Raw genomic sequence first — 24,518 nt, 5'->3', positions numbered from 1 at the left:
GCGTCGCGACCGTCGCGTTGAAATCATGCCGCAACTGCTCGTAATCCGGCGCAAAGGCGCTCTCAAGACGATGCGTCAGATCCCCGGAGGACAGCCGTTGGAGCCCGTCGGCGAGTGTGGTGACCACGGAGTGCTGTTGCTCGGCGCGGAGCCGACGTTCCTCTTCGATGGCGCGTTCGTGCTCCTGCATGCGGGCGCGTTCGATCAGGCCCTCGCGGAAGACGCCGAGTGCGGTTGCCATCCGGCCGATCTCCCCGTCGGTGAAACGCAAGCCGGTGATGGGAGCCAGGTCGCCCTTCGACAGCCTCTCGGTCACCCGCACCAGACGCGCCATGGGGCGCAGGATCAAGAGCCAGATGAAGACCGGAGCCGCAAGCAGGAACGTCACGGTTGCCGTCGCCACCATGCGCAGTTGCTGTTCCGCGCGGTCCGCCTTCTCGAGTACCGCGTCGCCTGCGACAGATGCGGCGGCGAGCGCGGAATCGCTTTGCATGACCGCCGCCTCGCCGATCCGACGCAGATGGTTGTAGGCTGTCCGCGAGGTCGTTTCGGCACGCAACTGGGCCTGGATCATGGCCGCCCGCGTGGCGACAATGCCCGTCTCGGGGCCGGACAAGGCGAGGATACTCTCGATGATCCCGCGCAACTCGTCGCTCAGGAAGACCTCGTCGATGAGCGCGGCGAGCGCATCGGCGACCATGTCGAGTTCTCGCTGCGCGGCCTCGGCGGCCTCCGACGTGCTGGCCGTGGCGCCCAGGAAGGCCATCGCAACGACGGTCTCCACGGCGAGTTCGAGCCGGGCCGCGTCGCGGATGAACTGCAATTCGTTGCCGATCAACCGCTCGACAGCCTCGCTGTTGAAGGTCGCGGTGTCCTCGGCCCCTGTGAGCAGGTTTTGGGTCAGCTCGTCGATGGCTTCGGTCAGCGCGGTATCGGTCTGGGCGCGCAGCGCGATCAGCCGACGCAGGCTGTCCGCCCGGCCACGCATTCCGCCGCCGGTCATTTCTGCGAGGAGGTCACGCATCTCGGTCAGCATCGGCAAAAGCTTGGGACTGCCCCCATTGGCCTCGAGCCCGGCGATTATCGTGTCGAGTTCGTCCAGGCTCGACCGGGCGATGCCGCGCAGGCCCACGGCCAGCCCGTCATCGCCGGTTTCGGCCAAGGCGATGGCGGTGCCGCTGAGCAGGTTGACCTCGCTGCGCGCCCTCAGCACCAGCGAAGTTGCAGCGAAATCGTATTCGATCAGCGCCCCAAGCGTGCTTGTCACTGCCTCGATCGTCTGCGCGCCCGCAAGTTCCATGTCATAGACGGCGTCGTCGGCCAGCTTCATGAGTTGGGCCCGGGCCTCGTCCGACATGTCGCGATAGGCGGCGATGGTGGTTTCAAGCTCGTCATGGCGCGCGAAGCGGTCGGCGATCGCAGATTCCATCTGTAGGGTCGCGGCGTCGAGTTCGGCAAGAAGCGGCAGCATTGCGGAGATTGCGGCTTCGGGCAGACCCTTCATGCCCTCTTCGAGTGCGGCCTTTTCGGCCACAAAGCCATCATGCCCGTTCCGGACCCCGTCCGGTGCGTCGGCCAGGAGCATTTCGGACAGGGCGTCGCGGATGCCCGCGCTGTGTTCGATCACGGCCACGCTTTGGCGCAGGGCAGGCAATTGCTGGCCCAGAAGCGCGTTCAGCGAGCCTGTCAGGCTGTTGAACACGGCAAGGCTGATCACGACGGCAACCGCCGTCATCGCGCCCATGGCGGCCATCGAGAACGCGATCTTGATGGCGATGCTTCCGAACAGGTAGGAGAGGAATTTGCGCATGGCGGCCTCGTGGCTTGGCTTCTTGTTGGTGCAGAGACGGCGGGTTGGTTCCGCCGCGCCTTGGGTTCGGCAGTCGCCGCCCGGATTGTCGCAGGCGACGGGAATGTTCGAGCCCGTCCGCGGCGCGCTGGTGCGGGTGATGACCAGGTGCGGTGCGGGCGGTACTGCTGTCGGCCATGCTGGCCGGGTCTGGAAAAGACATATGGAAGACTCGGAGTTCCATGTGCTGTTTCAGGACCATGGAACCCAAGCGTTAACATCGTGTTGTCCGGCTCGGACCGGACGTCCGGGTAAACCGGCAAAGTTTACCGAATGTACCGCAAGCCCCCGTCCAGCGTGGTTCCGCCCATATGCCAGCCATTCCGCGCCTTGGCGATTGTCCGGCCTCTGCCCGCGGGCTTGTCCTGCAAGGGTCGGATCGCGATGGCTCCCGGGGACGCGGAACTGTGCCGCGAGGGGCAAATCGCCGCGGACCCCGCGCCGGGTCGGGATGGCGGGGCACCGGGCCGCGCCACCGAACCGACATTGCCCGGCGCGGGGTCGGGCCTGGGGTGGGTGTCTTGCCGGACGATCAGTGGGCGATATTCTCGTCGCGCACGAACATGTTTGCCCAGGCGCGGTCGATCAGATCGGGGTTCATCTGGTAGGGAATGCCCTCGAACTCGCAGATCGCGATCATCTGGTCGATCAGGAAGACCGGCTGATAGTTGGCGTATTCGTTCTTGATCGTGGGATATTTCTCTTTGAGCAGGTAGATCAGCGTCGCCTCGTCGATCGGCATCTTCTTCTTGCGCGCGACAAGGGCGAAGATCTTCAGGAAATCCTCCTGGCAGGGGCCGTCGATCTTGATCTTGAAGAAGATCCGGCGCAGCGCGGCGCGGTCAAAGATCTCGTTCGGGTGGAAGTTGGTGGAGAAGATTACCAGCGTGTCGAAGGGCACCTCGAATTTCTCGCCCGATTGCAGGGCGAGGATGTCCTTGGCCTCTTCCAGCGGCACGATCCAGCGGTTGACCAGCGCCTGGGGCGGTTCCTCCTGGCGGCCGAGGTCGTCGACGATGAAGATGCCGCCGGTCGATTTCAACTGCAGCGGCGCCTGATAGGTGCGCGCCGTCGGATTGTAGACCAGGTCGAGCATTGACAGCGACAATTCGCCGCCGGTGATCACGGTGGGCCGCTCGCACAGCACATATCGCGTGTCGAATCGTCCCGAGGTGCGGCGCAGCGAATTCGGGTCGTCCACCAGTTCCTCGGCCGCGGAATGCACGATCGGGTCGTAGACGGTGATGACCTGGCCGGAATACTCGATCGCCCGAGGGATGTAGATCTTGTCGCCAAGCGCGTCGCGGATGCCGTTCGAGATCGAGGATTTCCCGTTGCCCGGCGGGCCATACATCAGGATCGAGCGCCCCGCGCTGACAGCGGGGCCGAGATGATCCAGAAGCTCGTCGGGCAGGATCAGGTGGCCCATCGCGCCGGTCAACTGGTCGCGGGTGATCTGGATGTTGCGGATCGACTGGCGCCTGACCTGCTCGGAATAGACCTCGAGCGGGACGGGCATCGCGCCGAAATATTCCGACTGGTTCAGCGCGTCCAGCGCGCGGGCCTTGCCGGCATCGGTCAGCTGGAAACCCATCTCGCTGCCGGCCCCGGCATGGAGCGTGCCGGTCGCCTCGAGCAGTTTCTGGCTGCGGGCAAGATCGACCAGTTCCTGGGTGACGGGGGCGGGCAGGCAGATCGCGCGGGCGATCTCGGTCACGGTATCGACATTCTTGCGGAAGATCGTCTTCAGCAGGATGTCGCGCATCATCACCATCGGCAGGCGCATCTCGGCCAGTGACCGGGGGGCGGGGGGCGCCATGACGGAGGAAATCTGCATGTTCATGTGATTGCCCTGAAACTGCTGCGGTGCTTGCCCAAAACTGACCGCATTTTGGGGCAATTCTTGGGCGACGGCCCGGGCGTTTTGGGACAATCGCGGGAACCGCGCCTGTCCGTCGACATCGGGGCCGCAACAGGACGAGGGCTGGGGATGAGGCGATACGATCCGGTGGGGCTTGCTGCCGCGATGGCCGCGGTGCTGGCTGCGGCGACCTGGGCGGGGCTGGCGGCAGGCGGACTCTACCCTGTCATGCACGAGGGCGACATGCTGCATATGGTGCAGATCGTGCTGCGCCAGGCCGAGGGCGAATGGCCGCATCTCGACTTCATGACGCCGCTGGGCGTGCTGGCCTATGCGCCGGTCGCGCTGTTCGTGCGGCTGGGCCATCCCTTCGCCGAGGCCTTCGTGCTGGGCCAGGCGCTGGTGGGTGCGGTGCTTCTGCCTGCGGCCTGGTGGGCGGCGCAGGACCGGCTGCCGCGGCCCTGGGCCTATATCTTCGGGGCGGGCATCATGCTGCTGGCGGTGGCGCTGGTGCCCGCCACGCCCGATCCCGGTATTTCGTTGTCGATGAGCTACAACCGATGGGCCTGGGCAATCCTGTTCGTGCTGCTGCTGCTGGCGGTGCTGCCCCGCCGTCGGCAAGGGACGGGCGCGCGGGTTGCGGATGGGCTGGCGATGGGGCTGGGGCTTGCGGCACTGGCGCTGATCAAGATGACCTATGCCCTTGCCGCGGTGCCGGTCGTGGCGCTCGCGCTGCTGCTGACGCGGGACCGGCTGGGCGCGGCGGCGGCGCTGTCGGCCGGGCTTGGCGTCGCGCTCGCGGTGACGGCTGCGGCGGGGCCTGCGTTCTGGGCGGCCTATCTCGGCGATCTGCTGGACGTGGCCCGGGCCGAGATCAGGCCCTTTCCCGGCGGCACTGTCCTCGATGTCTTGACCGGCCCGGCGGCCCTTGCCGGCAGCCTGCTCTATCTTGCCGCCGTGTCCCTTGCCCGCCGGTCGGGGCGGGCGCGCGAGGGGCTGTTGCTGCTGGTTGCCGCGCCGGGGCTGACCTATGTCACCTTCCAGAATTTCGGAAACGATCCTGTCTGGCTGTTCTTCCTCGGGATCGTTGCGCTGGCGCTATGTCCCAAGCCGGGGGAGAGCAGCGGCCGGGGGCTGGCGGTGACCGGGTGGGGGGCGCTGATCCTGGTCGCGCCGATCCTTGTGGCAATGGCCGAAAGCCCGGCGCGCAACCTGATCGCCCGCAGCGCGGGCCCGGTCGAGGTGCTGCCCGGCGACCATGGCATCCGGATGCAGCCCGATCGTGTGGCCCATGTCCTGACCCGGGTCAGCCGTCCGATGTCCGCGGGCCATGCCTGGTGGCAAGGCTCGATGATGCCCGAGCCGACCGTGGTGGCAGGCGTGCCGCTGGAGCCTTGCCGCCTGATCAGCGGGCTTGTCGGCTGGTTCCGCGCCGTATCCGAAGACATCGACGCGGCGGGCTTCGGGGGACGCCCGGTTCTGGTGGCGGACATCCTGACCGCCTACTGGCTTTATGGCGGTGTCGCGCCGCTGCCGGGCGGTGCGCCGTGGTATTACGGCGGGTTGCCGGGGGCTGAGGCGGCGGAACTGGTGCTGGTCCCGCAATGTGCCGCGCGTCCGGATGTACGCGCGCATATCCTGCGTGAACTGGACGAGGCGGGGGTCGTTCTGACGGAACTGCGCCGCACCGATGATTACCTGCTGCTCGGCATCGCGCCCAGCGCCACGAGCGCGAGATAGCAGACCAGCGCGCCCGCAAGCGCGATTCCCATTGGAAAATCGCGTCTTTCCCAGGACTCCCAGCCGGGAAGCGCGCGCCGCACCGCCGGACTCCGGCGGACCAGACGGTGGCCGAGGAAGGCGAACACGGTCACCGCAGCGAACAGGAACAGGAATCCGCCCAGATCGGTCAGCGCCACGAAGGGCGCCATGGCGGCGGCGAATTTCGCGTCGCCCGCGCCGATCATCCCGAATGTGCTCATCACGAAGCCCAGCACCAGAACGACGCCCAGATGCACCCAGCACCAGGCCCAGATATCCAGCGGCAATGCGACCGGCCCGACCAGCGCGAAGACGGAGACCAGTGCCAGAACGGCCTGATTCGGAATCTTCATCGTCTTCATGTCGCTGCGGGCCACCCAGAACGCGATCGGCAGCACGAAGGGCAGGAAGGTGCCCGCGCCCAGCGGCGTGCCAAGCGTGACGGCCCGCGCGGCAAGCCCGGCGAATATCGCTGCGAAGGCAAGCCCGACGGCGACGGTTAGAAGCCGCCCGTTTGCGCGCGCGCCATCTGCGGAAGGATCGAGCGAGGTCATGCGGTCTCCCGGAACGAAATCCGACGCAGGCAGGGTCGGGTCGAATTCGGGCAGGGGCAAGGCCGACCGGTGGCCTCGGCGCGGCGTCGCGCCGGGCTAGCCGCGGGCCTCCAGTGCCTCGAGCGCGCGCACCGCCGGTTCGAAATATTGGGGATGGGCGTCGATCGCCTCCTGCAACAACCCCTTGCCGATGCCCACATCGCCCTGCTTGATCGCGGTAAGGGCCAGCGTGTGGTAAAGCTGCGCCCGCTCGGTCGGCGTCATCCTGACCACCGGCAGATCGTAATTGCGCTGGGCGCCGCGGGCGAGCACGAGGTTGTTCTTGGCGGTGAAGAGCGACGGGTCATAGGTGATCGCTTCGGTGAACAGCCGCTCTGCGCCCTTGAAATCGCCCCGTGTCAGCTTGGAATAGCCCCAGTTGTTCAGCACCCCCGAGGGCCGCGTCGTCAGCCCCGCGGCAGTTTCGTAGAAACTGTCGGCCTTGGCCCATTGCTTGTTCGCGTCGGCCACCATCGCCTCCAGCCGGTAGCGGCGATAGGTCTCGTGGGTCGGTGGGATCGCGTGCAGCACCGCCTCGGCCTTTTTCCATTCGCCGACGCGGATCAGCGCATCGGCATGTGTGACCCGATCCTCCGCGGTCGCCTCGGGGTGGTTGGTCACCCGCGCCCATGCGCCCACCGCCTCGGTGTTGCGCCCCGCCCTGAGCAGCGATTGGGCAAGACCGCGCTGCAGGGCGATATTTTCGGGCTGACCTTCCAGTCCCCGGCGGAAATAGCTGACCGCCTCGCCGGGATCGGCCACATTCATCATGATGTCGTTCATGGCGCTTTCGTCGCCGGACAGCACGTCCTGAATTGCGCGGTCGACATCCGCTTCGCCCGGACGCTGGCATCCGGACAAGGCGAGCGCGCCTGCGGCGCAAAACGCGACAAGAAAAACGTGGCGCATGGAATCCTGCGTCCTCTGCTGCTCTGGCCTCAGGGCGTGGCGATCAGCAGGTATTGGCCGCTGCCGCGCCGCACCAGTTTGAAGTCGTTATCGTTGGCAGGATCATAGGATGGATTGGCGGTTTTTTCGATAGCCAGAAGCAGATTCTGCCGGATGTCGTCCGATTGGCCACTATCGAGGGCGAAGGCCGTCTCGAACACGCGCCGGGCCTCGCCGGTCTCGCCCTTCTCCATCAGGACGACGCCCAGATTGTTCCAGGCGGGAACGAAGCGCTCGTCCTTCTTCAGCGCGCGGCGCAGCATGGTCTCGGCCTGCCCAAGCCGGCCTAGGCGCAGATTGGCCGATCCGACCGCCGAGAGAACGTCGACGCTCAGCCCCTGCTCGGCTGCAGCGCGGTAATAGGCGTCGAGGGCCAGTTCGTATTCGCCTGCCGCCATAAGCCGGTGGCCGACGGTCAGCCCGTCGACGGCCTCGGTGACCCTAGGCGTGCCCGGGGGCGGGGGCAGCCCCTGAAAGCCGGGGTCCAGTCGGCCGGTCTGCTGGCAGGCCGCCAGCGCAAGCAGCGCGGCCAGGATCGGGCCGCGTCGGACGAGGTCAGAAGCTCGAATTCGACAGGGTGTCGTAAATCGCATAGACCGAGGGGCCGATCAGGATGATGAGCAACGGGGGAACCGTGAACATCATCGTGCCCAGTGTCAATTTGGTCGGCAGGACGTTCGCCTTTTCCTCGGCGCGCATGACACGCTTGTCGCGCATCTCGGCCGAGAACACGCGCAGCGCCTCGGCGATCGAGGTGCCGAAGGTGGCGGACTGGATCAGCACGGTGACGAAGGACGAGATGTCGGTCACGCCGCAGCGTTCGGCCATGTCCTTGAGAACCTGTACCTTGTCCTTGCCGGCCTTCATCTCCTGGGCGACGATCTCGAATTCCTCGGCAAGGTCGGGAAAGCCCGCGCGCATCTCGCGTGCGACGCGGACGATCGACTGGTCGAGCGACTGGCCGGCCTCGACGCAGACCAGCATCATGTCGAGGCTGTCGGGAAAGCCGTTTGTAATCGCTTCCTGGCGGGTCTGAAGCCGCCGTTCCACCCAGTAGCGCGGCAGGTAATAGCCGATCGCACCGGGAATGATCACCGACAGGATCAGCTTGGTTGTGTCGACCTCGTCGCTGGCGCTGTTCACGATGGTGTAGAGAACGCCGAGGACCAGCAGCCCGAGTCCCAGCGCGAGCTGGGCGAAATGAAAGAGCCGGATCGCGTTCTTGGAGCGGTAGCCCGCCCGCATCATCTTGAGGCGGATGGCCGAGAACTCCTCCTCGTTCTGGGGTTCGAGGAAGTGGGAGAACCGCTCCAGCTTGTCCGCGTGCGAGGTGGGCCGCAGCGTCGTCATCGGGTCGCGCGTGGACGCGGCCTTCATCTCGCGGGTCTCGCGCCGGAGCTTGTCAAGTGGGTCGACGCGTTTTTTCAGGAGCGCCGGCACAGTCAGGGCAATCAACAGAAGGCCCAGCGCACCCACCATGTATAGCGGGCCGAGCGCGCCGAAACGGTCGATGAGAACGCCGTTGAGGGAAGAGATGATGTCCATGGCGCGGCTCCTCAGACCTTGATGTTGACCATGATCCGCATGAAAATCACGTTCACGACCAGGAAGACGCCGACGGCGATGGCGGCGGGGATGAAGGCGGCGGTCTGCTTGACCTCGTCATAATAGTCGGGCTTGATTACCGAGATCATCAGGATCGCGGCGATCGGGAAGCCTGAGAGGAACATACCGGACCACTTCGCCTCGGCGGTGATCGCCTTGACCCTGCGAAACAGCTTGAAGCGCGAGCGGATGACCTTGGCCAGCCCGTCCAGCACCTCGGCCAGGTTGCCGCCAGATTGCTGCTGGATCGTCACCGCCACCGCCAGGAAGCGCAGATCCTGCATGTCCACGCGTTCGGCCAGATCCTTCAGCGCCTCGCCCACGTCGCGGCCATAGGCAGCCTCGTCCGCGATGATGCCGAACTCGGTGCCCAGCGGGTCGGGAACCTCCTTGGCGACGATGTTGATCGCCGAGACGAAGGGGTGGCCGACGCGCAGGCTGCGGACCATCAGTTCGACCGCGTCGGGCAACTGTTCCTCGATCAGGCCGAGGCGTTTCTTGGCCTTGCCGTTGACCCAGACATAGACCCCGCCGACGCCCATCGCGACGGCGACCAGCGCCCGCACCGGCAGCGCGGCATCGGTGCCCACGGTCAGCCCGAGAAAGGCTACCACGGACAGAAGCGCCATTATCATGATCAACTGGTTCGGCGTGAAGGCGATATTGGCCTTCTGCGCCCGCTCTGCGAGCAGCGAGTAGAGCGGAATGCCGCGGGCGTTCATGTGCTGGCTCATCTCCTTGCGGAGCTGTTCCAGAACCTTCTCGCGGTCCGTGCCCTTTTCCAGCATTTCCAGCCGACGGTTCACCTTGGCATTCAGGCTGATCGACTTGCCGAAGATCGTGAGATACAGGCCCTCGACCAATGCGAGGACCGCGATGAAGATCAGGCCGTAGATGATGGGTTCCGCGCTGATCTGCATGGCTTACGTCCCCCTGTTGGGTTCGAAGAGGCTGGCGGGCAGGTCATAGCCCCATTGCCGGAAGCGTTCGGAATAGTGACTGCGCACGCCGGTCGCGGTGAACCGGCCGATGATCTTGCCATCGGGGGCCAGGCCGAGGCGTTCGTAGCGGAACACCTCCTGCATCGAGATCACCTCTCCCTCCATGCCGGTGAGTTCGGTGATCGAGACCATGCGGCGCGAACCGTCCTGAAGGCGGCTGGCCTGCACGATCAGGTTGACGGCCGAGGCGATCTGGCTGCGCACCGCCTTGAGCGGCATCTCGATCCCGGCCATGGCCACCATGTTTTCAAGCCGCGAGACAGCGTCGCGCGCGTTGTTGGCGTGGATCGTGGTCATCGAACCGTCATGGCCCGTGTTCATGGCCTGCAACATGTCGATCACTTCCTCGCCGCGGGTTTCGCCGACGATGATGCGGTCGGGCCGCATCCTGAGCGCGTTCTTCAGACAGTCGCGCTGGGTGACCGCGCCCTTGCCCTCGACATTGGGCGGGCGGCTTTCCATCCGGCCGACATGGGTCTGCTGAAGCTGAAGCTCCGCGGTGTCCTCGATCGTCAGGATGCGTTCGGAATTGTCGATGAAGGAGGACAGCGCGTTCAGCGTCGTGGTCTTGCCCGAGCCGGTCCCGCCCGAGACCACGATGTTCAGCCGCGTGGCCACCGCTGCCTGAAGATAGGCGGCCATTTCATCTGTGAAGGCGCCGAATTTCACCAGATCTTCGATCCCCAGCTTGTCCTTCTTGAACTTGCGGATCGAGACAAGGCTGCCATCCACCGCGATCGGCGGCACCATCGCGTTGAAGCGCGACCCATCCGCCAGGCGGGCATCGACATAGGGGTTCGATTCATCGACACGCCGACCCACGGCCGACACGATCTTGTCGATGATCCTCAGAAGGTGGCGTTCGTCCTTGAAGGTGATGTCGGTGGGCGTAAGCTTGCCCCCGCGCTCGACGAAGATCTGCTTGGGACCGTTCACCAGGATGTCGTTGATACTCTCGTCCTTGAGCAACGGTTCCAGCGGACCAAGGCCGACCACCTCGTCGTAAAGCTCCTGGTTCAGCTGCTGGCGGTCCTCCTTGTTGAGAACGATGCCCAACTCTTCCAGAGCCTCGGCCGCGATGGCCTGGATTTCGGCGCGCAGCTCCTTTTCCTCGGCATGTTCGAGCGCGGAGAGGTTGAGATTCTCGAGAAGGCGCTTGTGCAGCTCGACCTTCAGTTCTCCAAGTCGCTCCTTGCGCTTGCGCTCCTTGTCGGCGGGCGCAGGCTTTGCGGGGGCGGCTTTGGGCATCGGAACGGGAACGGGAGTGTCCTGGCCCTGTGGCGTGGTCGCTGGCCGCGCGGCCCCTGCATCGGCTTTCTTGTATCTGGAAAACATGGGGCTTGCGTCCTGTCTGTCACACCTCGGCCGTGGCCGGCATCCGGCCAAGCTCGTAAAGCGAGGCGGCGAGTTTCTGGATTTCCTTGCGTAGCGGCGCCTTGGCGGCGGTCTCGGCCAGCGGCAGGCCGTGATCCCCGGCCTCGGTGACGACCTTGCCGCCCTCGGGCAGATGGATCTCGATGTCGATATCCAGGCTCTCGGCCATCCGCTTGACCCGGCTCTTGCCCGAGAGATCGGTGAATTTCGGCGCCCGGTTCATCGCGTAGCGCAGCCGCTCATGCGGCAGATCCTCGGATTTCAGCGCCCGGATCAGGCGCAGGGCGTTCTGCGCCGAGCGCATGTCAAGCTCGAGCAGCCCGAAATAGACATGGGACTGGCTCAGCACCGTTTCGGTCCATTGCACCAGCGTCGTCGGCATGTCGATCACGACGAATTCGAATTGCGAGCGGGCCATCTCGATCAGCCGCTTCGCGTCGTCCGGAGTGATGATGTCGAGCGGCAGGATGTCGGTCGGCGCGGTCAGGACGTGCAACCCGTCCCTGTAGGTCTGAAGCGCCTGCATGAAGCTCTCGCTGTCCATCGAGGGGATATCCGACAGCATCTCGAACACCGCGTCCTTTCGCGGCAGGTCGAGATAGGTCGAGACCGAGCCGAATTGAAGGTCGAGATCGAGCAGGCAGATCCGACCCTGCGTCGCCTTGGCGGCAAGGGACAATTCCCAGGCGAGGTTGACCGCGAAGGTCGACGCGCCGACCCCGCCCGCAAGCCCGTGCACGGGCAGCACCACGCCGTCGCGGTTTGATCGCGAGACTGCCGGAACGGACGCGCCATTGGCCGGGACCGGCGCCACCGGGGCAGGTCGGCGCACCCGGTCGATCGCGTCGTGCAGCGCACCCTCGGGCAGCGGATAGGGAACGAAATCGTCGGCGCCGACGCGCATCAGCTGGTGCAGCGCGATCGGGCTCAGTTCCTCGGCGATGACGATGACCTTGACATTGCGGCGCTTGGCGTTGCGGACGATCTCGCCGATGAAGGTGATGTTGTCCTCGTCCTGGTCGTCGACGGCGACCGCGATGAATTCCAGGGTTCTTGCGTCGGGCTGGTCGAAGAAGCTGTTGGCGTCCTGAAAGGCGATGTCGCCCCAGCATTCGCCCAGTTCCGCCTCCATGTCCTCGATCAGGAGGTCGAAGTTCTGGATGTCCCGGGACACCGTGCAGGCGATCACCGGGGCCGGGTCGGATTGCAAAGCCGCCGTACTCGTCATGTCGTCCAATTCCCTCCTTGCGGACCGTCCCGCCGACCTTCTGGTCATGCCGGACCTGGTCCGCGCACGACTCGCCGCCGTGCGCACCGCTCTCAAGGAAGGAATGTGAAGGTCAATCTGGGCAACATTACGGCCCAAAAGCCGAAATTGTTGGAAGTCCAGCCATGCCGCGCCCTGAGCCTGTTCGGACCCGGGCGCGGCGGTCAGGCGGGATGCCTATTCGGATGTGTGCTCTTCCTGGGCGCTGTCGACATAGATGCCGTAGGTGCGCTGCATGTACTTTCCGTCATGCAGCATCCGCTTGGGTTCCAGGAAACCCCAGACCTCTGTCACCGTGCGGCGGTTGCGTCGCTCGCGGCCCTCGGTCACCACCAGAGGTTGCGTCTCGCCATAGGAAACGACCGCGTCGAGCCGCGACCGCGCTATTCCGCGTGTGACCAGGTAATCCACCGTCGCCCGCGCCCGCCGCATCCCAAGCGTCTTGTTGTAGGCTACGGGGCCAACCAGGTCGGTATGGCCGTAGACGCGGAACCGGACATTGGGATAGCGCGCGATCCACGCCGCCTGGCGGTCCAGCGTGGCCCGCGCCTCGGCATCCAGAACGGCGCTGTCGAAGGCGAAGGTGATCGTAGTGTCGACCTCGGAGGCGAAGCGGTGGTTCAGGTCGATCGCCATCGCCCTTTCGCCGCTCTGGACCATCGTGTTGTTCATCGTCGCATTGCCGAAGGCGCCATCGTCAAGGCTGGCGCCGGCCTGCTGGGTGAAGTCGCGGTAACTGTCTGTCGAACAGCCGGACAGCGCGACCGCGGCGCCGAGCGTCAGGAAGGCAAGGGTGGCGCGCATGGTCTTACTCCATCACATAGCCGTAGGAACCGCTGAAATCCTGGCGGGCCACTTCGCCGGCCGCGCCCGATTTCGGCGTTCTGGGCGAGGAGAGCCTGCCCGACAGGAAAAGGTCGCGCTCGCTCGGCGGCTGTACCCGTTCCGTGGGCAGGGCCAACGCCTCGCCGCGGGTCGGACTGACCAGATGGGCGGTGATGATGATCACCAGTTCGCTGTTGCGGCGTTCGTAATCCGAGCTGCGGAACAGCGCGCCCAGGATCGGCACGTCGCTGATCCAGGGCACCTGCGCGTTGCTTGCGAAGAAATCGTCCTGCAGCAGGCCCGCGATGGCAAAGCTCTCGCCGTCGCGCAGCTCGACCGTGGTCGAGGTGCGGCGGGTGCGGAAGCCCTGCACGCTGATATCGCCGACATTGTAGCTTGCGGTGTCATCCAGGCCGCTGACCTCGGCGTCGAGGCGGAGATTGATGTTCTCGCCGACCACGCGCGGGGTGAAGTCGAGCCCGATGCCGAAGGGCTTGTACTCGAGCGTGATCGTTCCCCCCTCCTGCGAGACGGGGATCGGGAATTCACCCCCCGCCAGGAAGCTTGCCTGCTGGCCCGAGAGCGCCGTCAGGTTGGGCTCCGCCAGCGTGCGCACAAAGCCTTTGCCCTCAAGCGCCTGCAGCGCGAGATTGAGCTGGAACGCGCCCAGATCGCCGCTGATCGTCAGGTTCCCGGTGCTGGTCGTCAGGCCAGCCCCCAGACCGCCGATGATGGTGCCGTCGCCGCCGTCGAAGGTTCCATTGATCCCCAGCCGCGAGCCGAGCGCCTTGGACACGTTGCGCGACATCTCGGCAAAGCGCACCTTAAGCATCACCTGCTGGCTGCCCGCGACCATCATCAGGTTGGAAATCCGCTCTGGCGCATAGCGCGAGGCCAGGTCGAGCGCCCGGTCGACCGCCTGCGCGGAACTGACCGTGCCCGACAGCACCAGCCCGTCATTGGCCGAGCGGACCTCGATCGGCTCGCCCGGCAGAACCTCGCGCAGGCGTTCCTTGAGTTCGCTCATGTCGGGAGTTACGCGGACTTCGACATTCGTGATCAGTCGGCCATCGGGGCCGAGAAGCGTCAGGGTCGTGCGGCCCGGCGATTTTCCCAGCACATAGATCGTGCGGTCCGACAGGGTCGAAATGTCGGCGATCTGCGGGTTCGAGATCGACAGTTCCGCGAAAGTCTCGTCGCTCTCGACCACCACGGCGCGGTTCATGGGAACGGTCAACTGGCCCGTCGCCTGGCCACTCAACGTGCGCAGCGTCTGGGCCTGCGCGTCGGTGACGGACCCCGCCGCGGCGGCCAGGCCCACCAGGGCCGCCACCAGAACACTCTTGGTTTTCATGTGATCCTGCCTTTCCGATCACGCCTCGGGACGGGTCTTTTTGCCCAATTCCCGCGCAGGATGCGTCAACCGAAGATTTAAATCAATCTTCAGTTAATTAACGAATTTCCTTTATGTGGATATCCCGCAACAACCGCGAGATCGGGCAGGAGGGCGCACCGCGACCGCAAGATGCGGTACGATGCGCCATATATTGTGTAAGCGGGTCAGTTCGTGCAGGGGATCGGAATCTCGACCACATCGGCGCCGCGGCGGGTGCGGATGGTGCAGACCGGCGCCTTGTCTTCGACGACGACAGGCGCATCCTCGATGCCCAGCAGCAGTTTCTGATCGACCTCGATCACCTCGGCCACCGTGTCATCGCCCGAGCCGACCAGCGACAGCGACAGACGCCCCGTCGACTGCGCCTGGGCCAGCGCGGCCACCTGTTGCGGCGTGGCCTCGACGGTGACGGTGCGCGCGATCACCGGGCGCGAGCTGTCCTCGTCGGCCATCTGGTCGATGGCGATCAGCTGGATGCCGGGCAGGATCAGCCGGGTCACCTGCTTGTTCTGCGCCTGGCCGGTCCAGTAGACATCGGCCTGGTCGCCCGGCCGCAGGAAGCCGGAAACGCCCGAGGCCACGTCGACGCGGATCGCGAAGGCACGCATGCCGCGGCCCAGGCGCGAAGTCAGGCCCGCATCGGTGCCGGGTTCGGTGACCTTGACCGCCAGCAGCGGTTCGCCCGCCTCCATCGCGCGCAGCACGGTGCGGAACTTGGGCTTGCCCTCGGGGAACACCTCTGCGCCCGACTGGAAGACGCCCTTGGGCAGCGAGGATTTGGGCCATTCCACAAGCTGGAGATTCTCCACCGTCACCTGCTGGCCATAGCGCAGGGCCTCCTTTGCCACGACAACGGGCACCAGTTCGACCTGGCTGGCGCGCGCGGCGCGCTCTTCGGCAAGCTGGCGCTCGTAGGTCTGGATGTAACCCTGGGCCATGTAGACGGCAAAGCCTGCGAGGCCAAAACCCACCAGGAGCACCAGTCCGAAGATCAATCGCATGGCATGTCCTTTCCGTGTTCACGCCCCGGCTGCGGGGGCCGGGCATGTCCAATCCTGTGATCGGTATGCAGACTGACCGGCAATTGCGGCGAAATCTGGGTCACGGCTTGGCGGAGAAGCGGATTTCGAAAGATTGCGAAACAATGCCTGGTCCGGTTCCGGGGCCGCCGGAACAGGGAAGGCCGCATCCGGGGATGCGGCCTTGCCAGGCATCCGGTTCGGTAAGCCGAAGATCAGTTCAGCGTGCCGAGTTGGCGAACCTCGGCCGAGGTCAGGGCGGATTCGATTTCGTCGGCCACATGTTCCACGCCGCTGCGCACCGAGGCGAGAACCGCGATGCCCAGGCCCACGATCGCGGCGGTCAGGACGACCCAGTCCACGGTCACGGCGCCCGATTCGTCCTTGTGGAAACGCTTGATCAGATCGAAAAGTTTCATTTTGGTCCCTCCAATAGGATGTTCGGTCACTTCAACCTGCCATGTCGGGGATCGCGGGGTCTGTCATTGTCCTCGCCCGAAACCACCTCGGCATGGGCGGATAAGGCCATCCGAATCGGGCAGGAGTTGGGCTGAGGCTTGTCATTTTCCGCCAAAGGGGAAAACCTGCCGAATTTTCCTACAAGTGCATGAAATCATTAGACAAGTCTCATAAAATTCAAGACAAATTCTTCCTTTCCGCTGATCCCGGGATCTCGGGTTGCGCCCGCGGCGGGGGACGATCGGCCATTGGTTGTGGCTTTTGATGACGGATTCTGCAAAATTCCGGCAAGACCTTCGGATCGAGCAGGGCAGAAAAAGGTCATGGCGTCGAGATACATCGTGGTGACGCTCGCCGCGCTTTTCGTGGCGACACCGGCAGCGGCCGATCCGCCGCCTTGGCCGGATTTCACCTTCAAGCGGGTCAAGCCGCCCGAGCCGGGCGCGGTCAAGCGGATCACCGTGCAGGTGCCGCCCGTCCAGCCGCGGCTCGCTCCCCCCCCGAAACCGCCCGCGGTGCGCGAGGCGGCGCCGGAGCGCGACCACAAGCCGGGCCCCGGGCCGGACTGGTTCTGGGCGCGGGTGTCGCCTGCGCTGGCCGATGGCGGGCCCGGACGGCTTGGCCTGGCGCTGGCGGCGATCTCCAGCCCGCCGGTGGGCGCTTCGATCCCCGAGCCGCGATTGCAGCATCTGCAGGACATCGCCGCCTCCTACGGGACCGACATCCTGCGCGCGACGGTCGGCACGCGGGTCTCGCCCGCTCTGGCGCTGGCGGTGATCGGCGTGGAAAGCGGCGGGCGCCGGGCCGCGGTCAGCCCCAAGGGCGCGACCGGGCTGATGCAGTTGATGCCCGCCACCGCCGCGCGGTTCGGCGTGTCCGACAGCCTTGATCCGGTGGCCAATATCCGGGGCGGGGTGGCCTATCTCGACTGGCTGATGCGGGAATTCGGCAATGATCCGGTGCTGGTGCTGGCGGCCTACAATGCCGGAGAGGGTGCGGTGCGCAACCATTCCGGCGTGCCCCCCTATGCCGAGACGCGGCATTATGTGCCCCGCGTTCTGGCCGCCTGGTCGGTCGCCCGGGGCCTGTGTCTGACGCCGCCCGAACTGATCACCGATGGCTGTGTTTTCCGGGTGCGGGGGGCCAGCTAGGCATGAGGGCGAGGTGGCGCCGGCCTTGCAGCCGATGCCGCACGGGGCGGGTTCCGGGGCCGGATTCCGCGATATGAAATCCATATGAATTCCATATGGGAAATTCCCGCCTGCCCGCCTGCCGGGAGGCGGTGCGGGCGGTGCATTCATCAGATCGACATCTTCTTGAAGACGGGTTCCGGGATCGCGCGGATGATCGACATGATGCCCAGCCAGAAGAGCGGCGTGTAGATCACGTTGCGCTTCCTCTCGACCGCTTTCAGGATGTCGGCGGCCACCTTGTCGGGCGGGGCGACCAGGAACATGCCCTCGATCCCCCAGGTCATCGCGGTATCGGTGAAGCCGGGCTTGACCGTGACCACATGCCCGCCCGCCCGGGTCAGCCGGTTGCGGAGCCCCGAGAGATAGGTGTGAAACCCGGACTTGGCGGCGCCATAGACATAGTTGCCGATCCGCCCCCGGTCGCCCGCGACCGAGCCGACACCGACGATCGTGCCCGCGCCGCGCGCCTCGATCAGCGGCGCGAGCATCTGGAGGAGCCGCGCGGGCCCGGTGAAATTGTCGATCACCACGCCCTCGATCAGCGCGGGGTCGGCGTCGATTTCGGATTGCGGCGGCATCGAGCCGGTGAAGACGGCCACCGATACCGTGCCCTCGCATTCGCTCATGCGGGCGAGGATTGCATCGAAACCGGCCGGGTCGCGCAGGTCGACGCGGATCGTTTCGGCCAGCGCCGCGCCGCGCAGGCTTGCATCGGCCGCGTCGCGGTCCAGATCGGCGGTGTCGCGGCCCGCAAGGATCAGCCCATCGCCGCGTTCGGCCAGCTTGCGGGCGAAGGCGCGCGCCATCGCGGAGGAGGCGCCGAGGATCAGCCAGGTCTCGGTCATGCCGCACTCCTGAGTTTCAACCGGCGCATGAGGTCGGTTGTCATATGCCCCTCGGGGTCGGCACGGGCGATCTCGGCCCGCCATGCGTCCAGTTCGGGATACATCGCCGCGATCGTGCCGGGCCGGGCCAGCGCGTCCTTGGCCAGGTAAAGCCGCCCGCCCGCGGCCTGCACCATGTCTTCGAGCCGTGCGTAAAGGGGGGCGGCGCGGGTCTTGCGCGCGGGCAGGTCGACGGCCAGCGTATAGCCCGCCATCGGGAAGGACAGATGCCCCGCGCGGCCCGGTCCCATCCGTTTCAGCACCGCCAGCGGCGAGGCGATGCCGGATTTCGCGATTGCCGCGAGGATCTCGCGCAGCGCTGGGGCGGCGTCCTGCGGGACGACGCATTGGAACTGGTGAAAGCCGCGTTTGCCGTACAGCCGGTTCCAGTCCTGAAGGGCGTCGAGCGGGAAGAAGAAATCGTCCAGCGCGCGGATGCGCTTGCGTCCCGAGTCGGGGATGCGCGACAGCCGCCAGCGGTTGAACAGCCGGATGACGGGCCAGGACAGCAGAAGGCCGGGCGCGTCCAGCGGCACGGATTTCGCCCGGCGCACGGGGCCGGGGCGGCTGCCGTCGAGCAATTCGCCCTCTTCGAGGATGCCGCGGCCCAGCCGCTTGCGCCGGGCGGTGGCATCGACCCAGCCCACGGCAAATTCGGCGGTCGAGGCGTCGAGGGCTGCGATGAAGGCGTCGAAATCGGGGATGCGGGTTTCCACCACGCGCATCCGCTGGCCGGGGATGGGGCGCAATTGCAGCCGGGCCGACAGGATCGCGCCGGTCTGGCCCAGCCCGCCCATGGTCGCGCGGAACAGGCCCGGATCGGTCCCGGGCGTCACCGCGCGCGGGCCGGTATCGGTCATCAGCGTGACGGCCAGCACATGCTGGCCGAAGCTGCCCGCGCCATGGTGGTTCTTGCCATGCACGTCACAGGCGATGCAGCCGCCCAGCGTGGCGAATCCGGTGCCGGGCATCACCGGCGGCATCCAGCCGCGGGGCGCGAAAAGGCGCAGCAGCTCGGCGATGGTCACGCCCGCCTCGGCCTCGATCACGCCGGTCTCGGCGTCGAAGGACAGCAGCCGGTCGAGCCGCGTCATCTGGATCGCGGCGCCGCCCGCGTTCAGCGCCGCATCGCCATAGGAGCGGCGATTGCCGATGGCAGGCCCCCGCGCGGCCAACGCCGCGGCAAGGGCGGGCAGCCGTTCGGGCCGCGCCAGCGTGCCGCGCGCCCGGACCGCCCGGCCCCAGCCCGCGTAATCAGCGGTTTTCCACTGCATGCCTGTTCCTTTTCGAAAGCTTTTCCGCCAGCGGGAAGACCATGGCCCCGATCCCGACGGCGAACCACAGCGTTGTCACCCGGATCACCGCCGTCGCCGCGACCGAGGTTTCGGGCGGCACCCCTTCGAGGGTCAGGAGCGCGATCATCGCGGCCTCGGCCCCGCCCAGGCCCCCCGGCGCCCCGGTCAGCCCGCCCGCAAGCGTGGCGAAGGTGAAGATCGCCATCGCGGTCCAGAGCCCGGTTTCGGCGCCCATCCAGACCAGCAGCAGGTGGAAGGCATAGCCCTCGGCCGCCCAGCCGATCAGGCCCAGCGCGACCGCCCCGGCCAGCACGCCCGAATGCGAGAATTGCGCCAGCGTCCGCGCCATCGCCCGCAGCCGCCCGAACAGCCGCGGCCAGAGCCCGATCACGCGGTAGAGGCGGGTGACCAATGCGGTCAGCAGCCGCGCGCGGGTCAGCGCCAGCGCCGCGAGAACCGCGATCAGCGCCAGCGGGGCCGCGCCTGCGATGCCGCTGGTCGAGAGCGCCAGCGCCCCGGCCAGCAAAAGCCCCATCGCCACCAGATCGCCCGCCCGGTCCATCAGGAAAAGCGGCGCGCTGCGTTCCAGCGTCAGGCCCGTCTCGCGCCGAATCCAGCGGATGCGCACCAGTTCGCCGACGCGGCCGGGCGTCACGCTCATCAGGAAGCCGCCGAGATAATGGCGCAGGTCGCGGATCAGCCCGGGCGGCAGGCCCGCGCAACGGCCGAAGACATGCCAGCGCAGCGCGCGCATCAGGTAGTTGAGGACCGACAGCGCCAGCAGGATTGCGACCTGCATCGCCCCGAGCCGCAGGATCTGGTCGCGCGTCGCCTGCCAGCCGGTGGCGGCGGCCAGTCCCGCCAGCCCGGCGATGACCAGCAGCAGCAGACCCGCCATCAGCAGCGGGTCGCGCCACGGGTGCGGGGGGGCAGGGGGGGCAAGGCGGTTCATCGTCATGTCACCGCGCGCATAGCGACAGATTGGGGCGATTTTTTGAAGCCGTTTCGGTTTCGGCAACAGCCACGGCCCCCGACCCGGCAGGCGGGGGCGCGCGGCCCCCGCCCGGGCTGTCAGTTCACGATGGCGGCCTCGGTCGCGGCGCGCAACTCGTCCTCGGTCACGCCATCGGCGCATTCGACGATCCGCAAGCCCCCCTCGACCACGTCGAAGACGCCCAGATTGGTGATGATGCGGTTCACCACGCCCTTGCCGGTGAGCGGCAGGGTGCAGGCTTTCAGCACCTTCGATTCGCCGGCCTTGTTGGTGTGGTCCATCACGACGACCACGCGGCCGACGCCGGCCACCAGATCCATCGCGCCGCCCATGCCCTTGACCAGCTTGCCGGGGATCATCCAGTTCGCCAGGTCGCCATTCTCGGCCACCTCCATCGCGCCCAGGATCGCCATGGCGATCTTGCCGCCGCGGATCATGCCGAAGCTTTGCGCGCTGTCGAAATAGGCCGAATGGGGAAGTTCGGTGATGGTCTGCTTGCCCGCGTTGATGAGGTCGGCATCGACCTCGTCCTCGGTCGGGAAGGGGCCGATGCCCAGCATCCCGTTTTCCGATTGCAGCGTCACATGGACGCCCTCGGGGATGTAATTGGCCACCAGCGTCGGGATGCCGATGCCGAGATTGACATACATCCCGTCCTTGAGTTCCTGCGCGGCACGCGCCGCCATCTGGTTGCGGTCCCAGGGCATGATGTCCTCCTTACGCCGCGCGGGTGGTGCGTTGTTCGATGCGCTTTTCGTGGCTGCCCTGGATCAGGCGGTGCACATAGATGCCGGGCAGGTGGATCTTGTCGGGGTCGAGCGTGCCGGGTTCGACGATTTCCTCGACCTCCATCACGCAGACCTTTCCGCACATCGCCGCGGGCGGGTTGAAGTTGCGCGCGGTCTTGCGGAAGACGGCGTTGCCGGTGGTGTCGGCCTTCCATGCCTTGACGATGGACAGATCGGCCACGATGCCGCGTTCCAGGATATAGGTCTGGCCGTCGAACTCCTTGTGTTCCTTGCCCTCGGCGATCACGGTGCCGACGCCGGTCTTGGTGTAGAAACCGGGGATGCCGCAGCCGCCCGCGCGCATGCGTTCGGCGAGCGTGCCCTGCGGGTTGAATTCAAGTTCCAGTTCGCCCGAGAGATACTGGCGCATGAACTCGGCATTCTCGCCCACATAGGAGGAGATCATCTTCTTCACCTGCCGGGTCTGGAGCAGGATGCCGATGCCGAAATCGTCCACGCCCGCATTGTTCGAGGCGAAGGTCAGATCCTTCGTGCCCGCCGCCTTGATCGCGTCGATCAGCAGTTCCGGAATGCCGCACAGCCCGAAGCCGCCTGCCGCGATGAACATGCCGTCGAACAGAAGCCCGTCTAGGGCCTCTGCGGCGCTGCCATATACCTTGCTCATGGATCGCTCCCCTCTGAACCGTCGGTCCGAGTAGTGGCGAAGCCACCCCGCCCTGTCAACTTGGCGCCGCGGCGCGGCGGGGGGGCGGTCAGCCGCTGGCCTTCTTCGCGGGGGGCTTTTTCGCCGCGGTCTTCTTCGTGGCGGCGGGTTTCTTGGCGGCGGTCTTCTTCGGCGCGGCGGCTTTGGGCTTGGCCGCGGGCTTTTTTGCCGCGGGTTTCTTGCCGCCGGGTTTCGCGGCCTTTTCGGCGATGATCTGCACGGCGAGGTCCAGCGTCACATCCTCGGGTTCCATGCCCTTGGGCAGGGTCGCGTTGACCTTGGCCCATTTGATATAGGGGCCATAACGGCCCGCCATCACGTTGACCGGCCCGCCCTGTTCGGGATGCTCGCCCAGTTCGCGCAGGGGGGCGGCGGCCGTGGCGCCCCGGCCGCGGGATTTCTTCTGGGCCAGCACCTCGACCGCGCGGTTCATGCCGATGGTGAAGACCTCGTCCACCTCGGGCAGGTTGGCATAGGTCTTGCCGTGCCGGACGTAGGGCCCGTAGCGGCCGATGCTGGCCTCGACCGGCTCGCCATCCTCGGGATGCGGGCCGATGGGGCGGGGCAGGGACAGCAGCATCAGCGCCTTGTCCAGATCCATCGCCTCGGGCGCCCAGCCCTTGGGCAGGCTGGCGCGGGGCGGCTTGGGCTGGTCCTCGGTCGGTTCGCCCTTCTGCACATAGGGGCCGAAGCGGCCATTGCGCAGGGTGATCGGCTCGCCCTCGTCGATGCCCAGCACCTTGCCGTCCAGTTCGGCCGCGCCGTCATCGCCATTGGGGGCGGAAATCGGGCGGGTATAGCGGCATTCTGGGTAATTCGCGCAGCCGATGAAGGCCCCGCCCGAGCGCGCGGTCTTGAGGTTCAGCCGTCCCACCCCGCATTTGGGGCAGATGCGCGGGTCGGAGCCATCCTCGCGCGGGGGGTAGAGATGGGGGGCCAGAACCTCGTCGATCTTTTCCAGCACCTCGGAAATGCGCAGATCCGCCGTTTCGGCCAGTGCCGCCGAGAAATCGCGCCAGAAGCGGGACAGAACATCAAGATATTCGCGGCTGCCCGCGGACACGTCGTCGAGTTCGTCCTCGAGATTGGCGGTGAATTCATAGCCGACATAGCGGCTGAAATAGTTCGACAGGAAGGCCGTCACCAGCCGCCCCTTGTCCTCGGGGATCAGGCGGTTCTTGTCCTTGAGCACATAGCCGCGGTCCTGGATGGTCGTGACGATCGAGGCATAGGTGGAGGGCCGCCCGATGCCGAGTTCCTCCATCCGCTTGACCAGCGTGGCCTCGGTATAGCGGGGCGGGGGCTGGGTGAAATGCTGTTCGGGGGTCACCTGTTCCTTGCGGGCGGGTTCGCCTTGGGTGATCTGGGGCAGGCGGCCGTCATCCTCGTCGTCCAGCACCACATCGTCGCGGCCTTCCTCGTAGATCCGCAGGAAGCCGTCGAACAGGACCACCTGGCCGGTGGCGCGCAGGGCCACCTGGGCATCGGCGCTGGTCACGTCGACGGTGGTGCGTTCCAGCCGCGCGGCCTCCATCTGGGAGGCCAGCGTGCGTTTCCAGATCAGGTCGTAGAGCCTGCGCTGATCCTCGTCGGTGAGTTTCAGCGCCGAGGGGTCGCGGGCCATTTCGGTGGGGCGAATGCATTCATGCGCTTCCTGCGCGTTCTTGGCCTTGTTCTTGTACATCCGCGGGGATTTCGGGACGTAATCGGCGCCGAACCGGTCCCTGATGGCATCGCGCGCGGCCATCACCGCCTCGGGCGCCATGTCGATGCCGTCGGTCCGCATATAGGTGATGTGCCCCGCTTCATACAGCCGCTGCGCCGCCTGCATGGTCTGGCGCGCGCCGAAGCCGAACTTGCGGCTGGCCTCCTGTTGCAGGGTCGAGGTCATGAAGGGGGGGGCGGGGTTGCGTTGGGCGGGCTTGGCCTCGACGGAAGCCACGGTGAAGTCGCGCGAATGGATCGCCTGCACGGCCAGTTCGGCCGCCGTCTCGGTGGCGATGTCGAACTTGTCGAGCTTGCGGCCGCCCAGCGTGACCAGGCGCGCCTCGTAGCTCTGGCCGCGGGGGGTGGCGAGGATCGCCTTGACACTCCAGTATTCGCGGGCGCGGAACGCCTCGATCTCCATCTCGCGCTCGACGATCAGGCGCAGGCAGACCGATTGCACGCGGCCCGCCGATTTCGCGCCGGGCAGCTTGCGCCAGAGCACGGGGCTGAGGTTGAAGCCGACGAGGTAATCCAGTGCGCGCCGCGCGAGATAGGCGTGCACCAGCGGTTCGTCCACCTGGCGGGGGTTCTTCATCGCCTCGGTCACGGCGGATTTGGTGATCGCGTTGAAGACCACGCGGCTGACCTGGGTATCCTTGCCGATGGCCTTGCGGGCGCGCAGGGCCTCTTCCAGATGCCAGGAAATCGCCTCGCCCTCGCGGTCGGGGTCGGTGGCGAGGATCAGCGCATTGTCGCCTTTCAGGGCGTCGGCGATGGCCTTGATGTGCTTTTTCGACTCTGCGGCGACCTCCCACTTCATCTCGAAGCCGTGGTCGGGATCGACCGAACCATCCTTGGGCGGCAGGTCGCGCACATGCCCGTAGGAGGCCAGAACGGTGTAGTCGTCGCCAAGATACTTGTTGATTGTCTTGGCCTTGGCCGGGGATTCGACGACGACGACGGGCATGGACTTCCTTTCGACTCGGGCCGCTGGCGGGGGCGGGCGGCCTAGGCGGGCGAAAATGTGGGGGGGAG

General features: G+C 66.3%; 21 protein-coding genes. 2 read left to right on the top strand and 19 right to left on the bottom strand.

What is annotated here, in order from left to right; translation table 11 throughout:
* Together EV216_RS10005 and EV216_RS10000 are read right to left on the bottom strand one after the other, a co-directional pair.
* Window positions 1-1,810, bottom strand: a 1,810-nt coding sequence (locus EV216_RS10005; protein ID WP_132695093.1) for a HAMP domain-containing protein, incomplete at its 3' end; no start/stop codon positions are given.
* 571 nt (window positions 1,811-2,381) lie between these two features.
* The gene (locus EV216_RS10000) at window positions 2,382-3,692 is read right to left on the bottom strand and encodes a P-loop NTPase family protein (RefSeq protein WP_132695092.1); all 1,311 of its coding nucleotides are present in this window, start codon (window positions 3,690-3,692) and stop codon (window positions 2,382-2,384) included.
* Window positions 3,693-3,839: 147 nt separating this feature from the next.
* Here EV216_RS10000 and EV216_RS09995 point away from each other — a divergent pair, with 147 nt between their 5' ends.
* A complete protein-coding gene (locus EV216_RS09995) occupies window positions 3,840-5,450 on the top strand; it encodes a hypothetical protein (RefSeq protein ID WP_132695090.1) in 1,611 nt (536 codons plus the stop codon).
* On the opposite strand, the gene EV216_RS09990 is transcribed toward EV216_RS09995, so the two are convergent.
* The 11 genes from EV216_RS09990 to EV216_RS09940 form a co-directional block, all read right to left on the bottom strand.
* Complete coding sequence (locus EV216_RS09990) at window positions 5,405-6,025, bottom strand: prepilin peptidase (RefSeq protein WP_132695088.1); 621 nt, start codon at window positions 6,023-6,025, stop codon at window positions 5,405-5,407. The genes EV216_RS09995 and EV216_RS09990 overlap by 46 nt on opposite strands.
* A 96-nt stretch (window positions 6,026-6,121) precedes the next feature.
* Window positions 6,122-6,973: a tetratricopeptide repeat protein gene (locus tag EV216_RS09985; RefSeq protein WP_132695087.1), complete on the bottom strand. Its 852-nt coding sequence runs from the start codon at window positions 6,971-6,973 to the stop codon at window positions 6,122-6,124.
* A 29-nt stretch (window positions 6,974-7,002) separates the two neighbouring features.
* On the bottom strand, window positions 7,003-7,605 hold the full coding sequence (locus tag EV216_RS09980; protein ID WP_132695085.1) for a tetratricopeptide repeat protein: 603 nt from the start codon (window positions 7,603-7,605) through the stop codon (window positions 7,003-7,005).
* Window positions 7,568-8,557: a type II secretion system F family protein gene (locus EV216_RS09975; RefSeq protein WP_132695083.1), complete on the bottom strand. Its 990-nt coding sequence runs from the start codon at window positions 8,555-8,557 to the stop codon at window positions 7,568-7,570. The genes EV216_RS09980 and EV216_RS09975 overlap by 38 nt, the downstream gene beginning before the upstream one ends.
* 11 nt (window positions 8,558-8,568) lie before the next feature.
* Window positions 8,569-9,537, bottom strand: a complete 969-nt coding sequence (locus EV216_RS09970) for a type II secretion system F family protein (protein ID WP_132695081.1) — start codon at window positions 9,535-9,537, stop codon at window positions 8,569-8,571.
* A gap of 3 nt (window positions 9,538-9,540) precedes the next feature.
* Entirely contained in the window at window positions 9,541-10,953 is a 1,413-nt protein-coding gene (locus EV216_RS09965; protein WP_132695079.1) for a TadA family conjugal transfer-associated ATPase, read from the bottom strand.
* Between the two features lie 19 nt (window positions 10,954-10,972).
* Window positions 10,973-12,220 carry a CpaE/TadZ family protein gene (locus tag EV216_RS09960; protein ID WP_132695077.1) on the bottom strand — a complete coding sequence of 416 codons (1,248 nt, stop codon included), beginning with the start codon at window positions 12,218-12,220 and terminating at the stop codon, window positions 10,973-10,975.
* A 216-nt stretch (window positions 12,221-12,436) separates the two neighbouring features.
* Window positions 12,437-13,063, bottom strand: a complete 627-nt coding sequence (locus EV216_RS09955; RefSeq protein ID WP_132695075.1) for an OmpA family protein — start codon at window positions 13,061-13,063, stop codon at window positions 12,437-12,439.
* Between the two features lie 4 nt (window positions 13,064-13,067).
* Window positions 13,068-14,438 carry a type II and III secretion system protein family protein gene (locus EV216_RS09950; RefSeq protein ID WP_132695073.1) on the bottom strand — a complete coding sequence of 457 codons (1,371 nt, stop codon included), beginning with the start codon at window positions 14,436-14,438 and terminating at the stop codon, window positions 13,068-13,070.
* A 206-nt stretch (window positions 14,439-14,644) separates the two neighbouring features.
* The gene (gene cpaB, locus EV216_RS09945; protein ID WP_132695071.1) at window positions 14,645-15,481 is read right to left on the bottom strand and encodes a Flp pilus assembly protein CpaB; all 837 of its coding nucleotides are present in this window, start codon (window positions 15,479-15,481) and stop codon (window positions 14,645-14,647) included.
* Between the two features lie 233 nt (window positions 15,482-15,714).
* Window positions 15,715-15,918 carry a Flp family type IVb pilin gene (locus EV216_RS09940; protein WP_132695069.1) on the bottom strand — a complete coding sequence of 68 codons (204 nt, stop codon included), beginning with the start codon at window positions 15,916-15,918 and terminating at the stop codon, window positions 15,715-15,717.
* A gap of 363 nt (window positions 15,919-16,281) precedes the next feature.
* Between EV216_RS09940 and EV216_RS09935 the strand changes: the two genes are divergently transcribed.
* Window positions 16,282-17,109: a lytic transglycosylase domain-containing protein gene (locus tag EV216_RS09935; protein ID WP_132695068.1), complete on the top strand. Its 828-nt coding sequence runs from the start codon at window positions 16,282-16,284 to the stop codon at window positions 17,107-17,109.
* A gap of 149 nt (window positions 17,110-17,258) precedes the next feature.
* Here the strand turns inward: EV216_RS09935 and EV216_RS09930 are convergent, their stop codons facing one another.
* The 6 genes from EV216_RS09930 to topA form a co-directional block, all read right to left on the bottom strand.
* The gene (locus tag EV216_RS09930) at window positions 17,259-17,996 is read right to left on the bottom strand and encodes an SDR family NAD(P)-dependent oxidoreductase (protein ID WP_132695066.1); all 738 of its coding nucleotides are present in this window, start codon (window positions 17,994-17,996) and stop codon (window positions 17,259-17,261) included.
* Window positions 17,993-19,309, bottom strand: coding sequence for an FAD-binding oxidoreductase (locus EV216_RS09925; RefSeq protein ID WP_132695064.1), 1,317 nt, complete (start codon window positions 19,307-19,309; stop codon window positions 17,993-17,995). Before EV216_RS09925 ends, EV216_RS09930 begins: the two co-directional genes overlap by 4 nt.
* A complete protein-coding gene (locus EV216_RS09920; protein WP_132695062.1) occupies window positions 19,290-20,288 on the bottom strand; it encodes a lysylphosphatidylglycerol synthase transmembrane domain-containing protein in 999 nt (332 codons plus the stop codon). Before EV216_RS09920 ends, EV216_RS09925 begins: the two co-directional genes overlap by 20 nt.
* Before the next feature lie 113 nt (window positions 20,289-20,401).
* On the bottom strand, window positions 20,402-21,031 hold the full coding sequence (locus tag EV216_RS09915; protein ID WP_132695061.1) for a 3-oxoacid CoA-transferase subunit B: 630 nt from the start codon (window positions 21,029-21,031) through the stop codon (window positions 20,402-20,404).
* A 10-nt stretch (window positions 21,032-21,041) separates the two neighbouring features.
* Complete coding sequence (locus EV216_RS09910; protein ID WP_132695059.1) at window positions 21,042-21,737, bottom strand: CoA transferase subunit A; 696 nt, start codon at window positions 21,735-21,737, stop codon at window positions 21,042-21,044.
* Between the two features lie 88 nt (window positions 21,738-21,825).
* A complete protein-coding gene (topA, locus tag EV216_RS09905) occupies window positions 21,826-24,450 on the bottom strand; it encodes a type I DNA topoisomerase (protein ID WP_132695057.1) in 2,625 nt (874 codons plus the stop codon).
* Window positions 24,451-24,518: the final 68 nt, after the last annotated feature.

It is taken from the genome of Rhodovulum steppense, assembly GCF_004339675.1.
Lineage (GTDB): Bacteria > Pseudomonadota > Alphaproteobacteria > Rhodobacterales > Rhodobacteraceae > Rhodovulum > Rhodovulum steppense.
The sequence above is the reverse complement of the archived record's forward strand: the minus strand, read 5'-3'. Positions and strand labels throughout refer to the sequence as shown.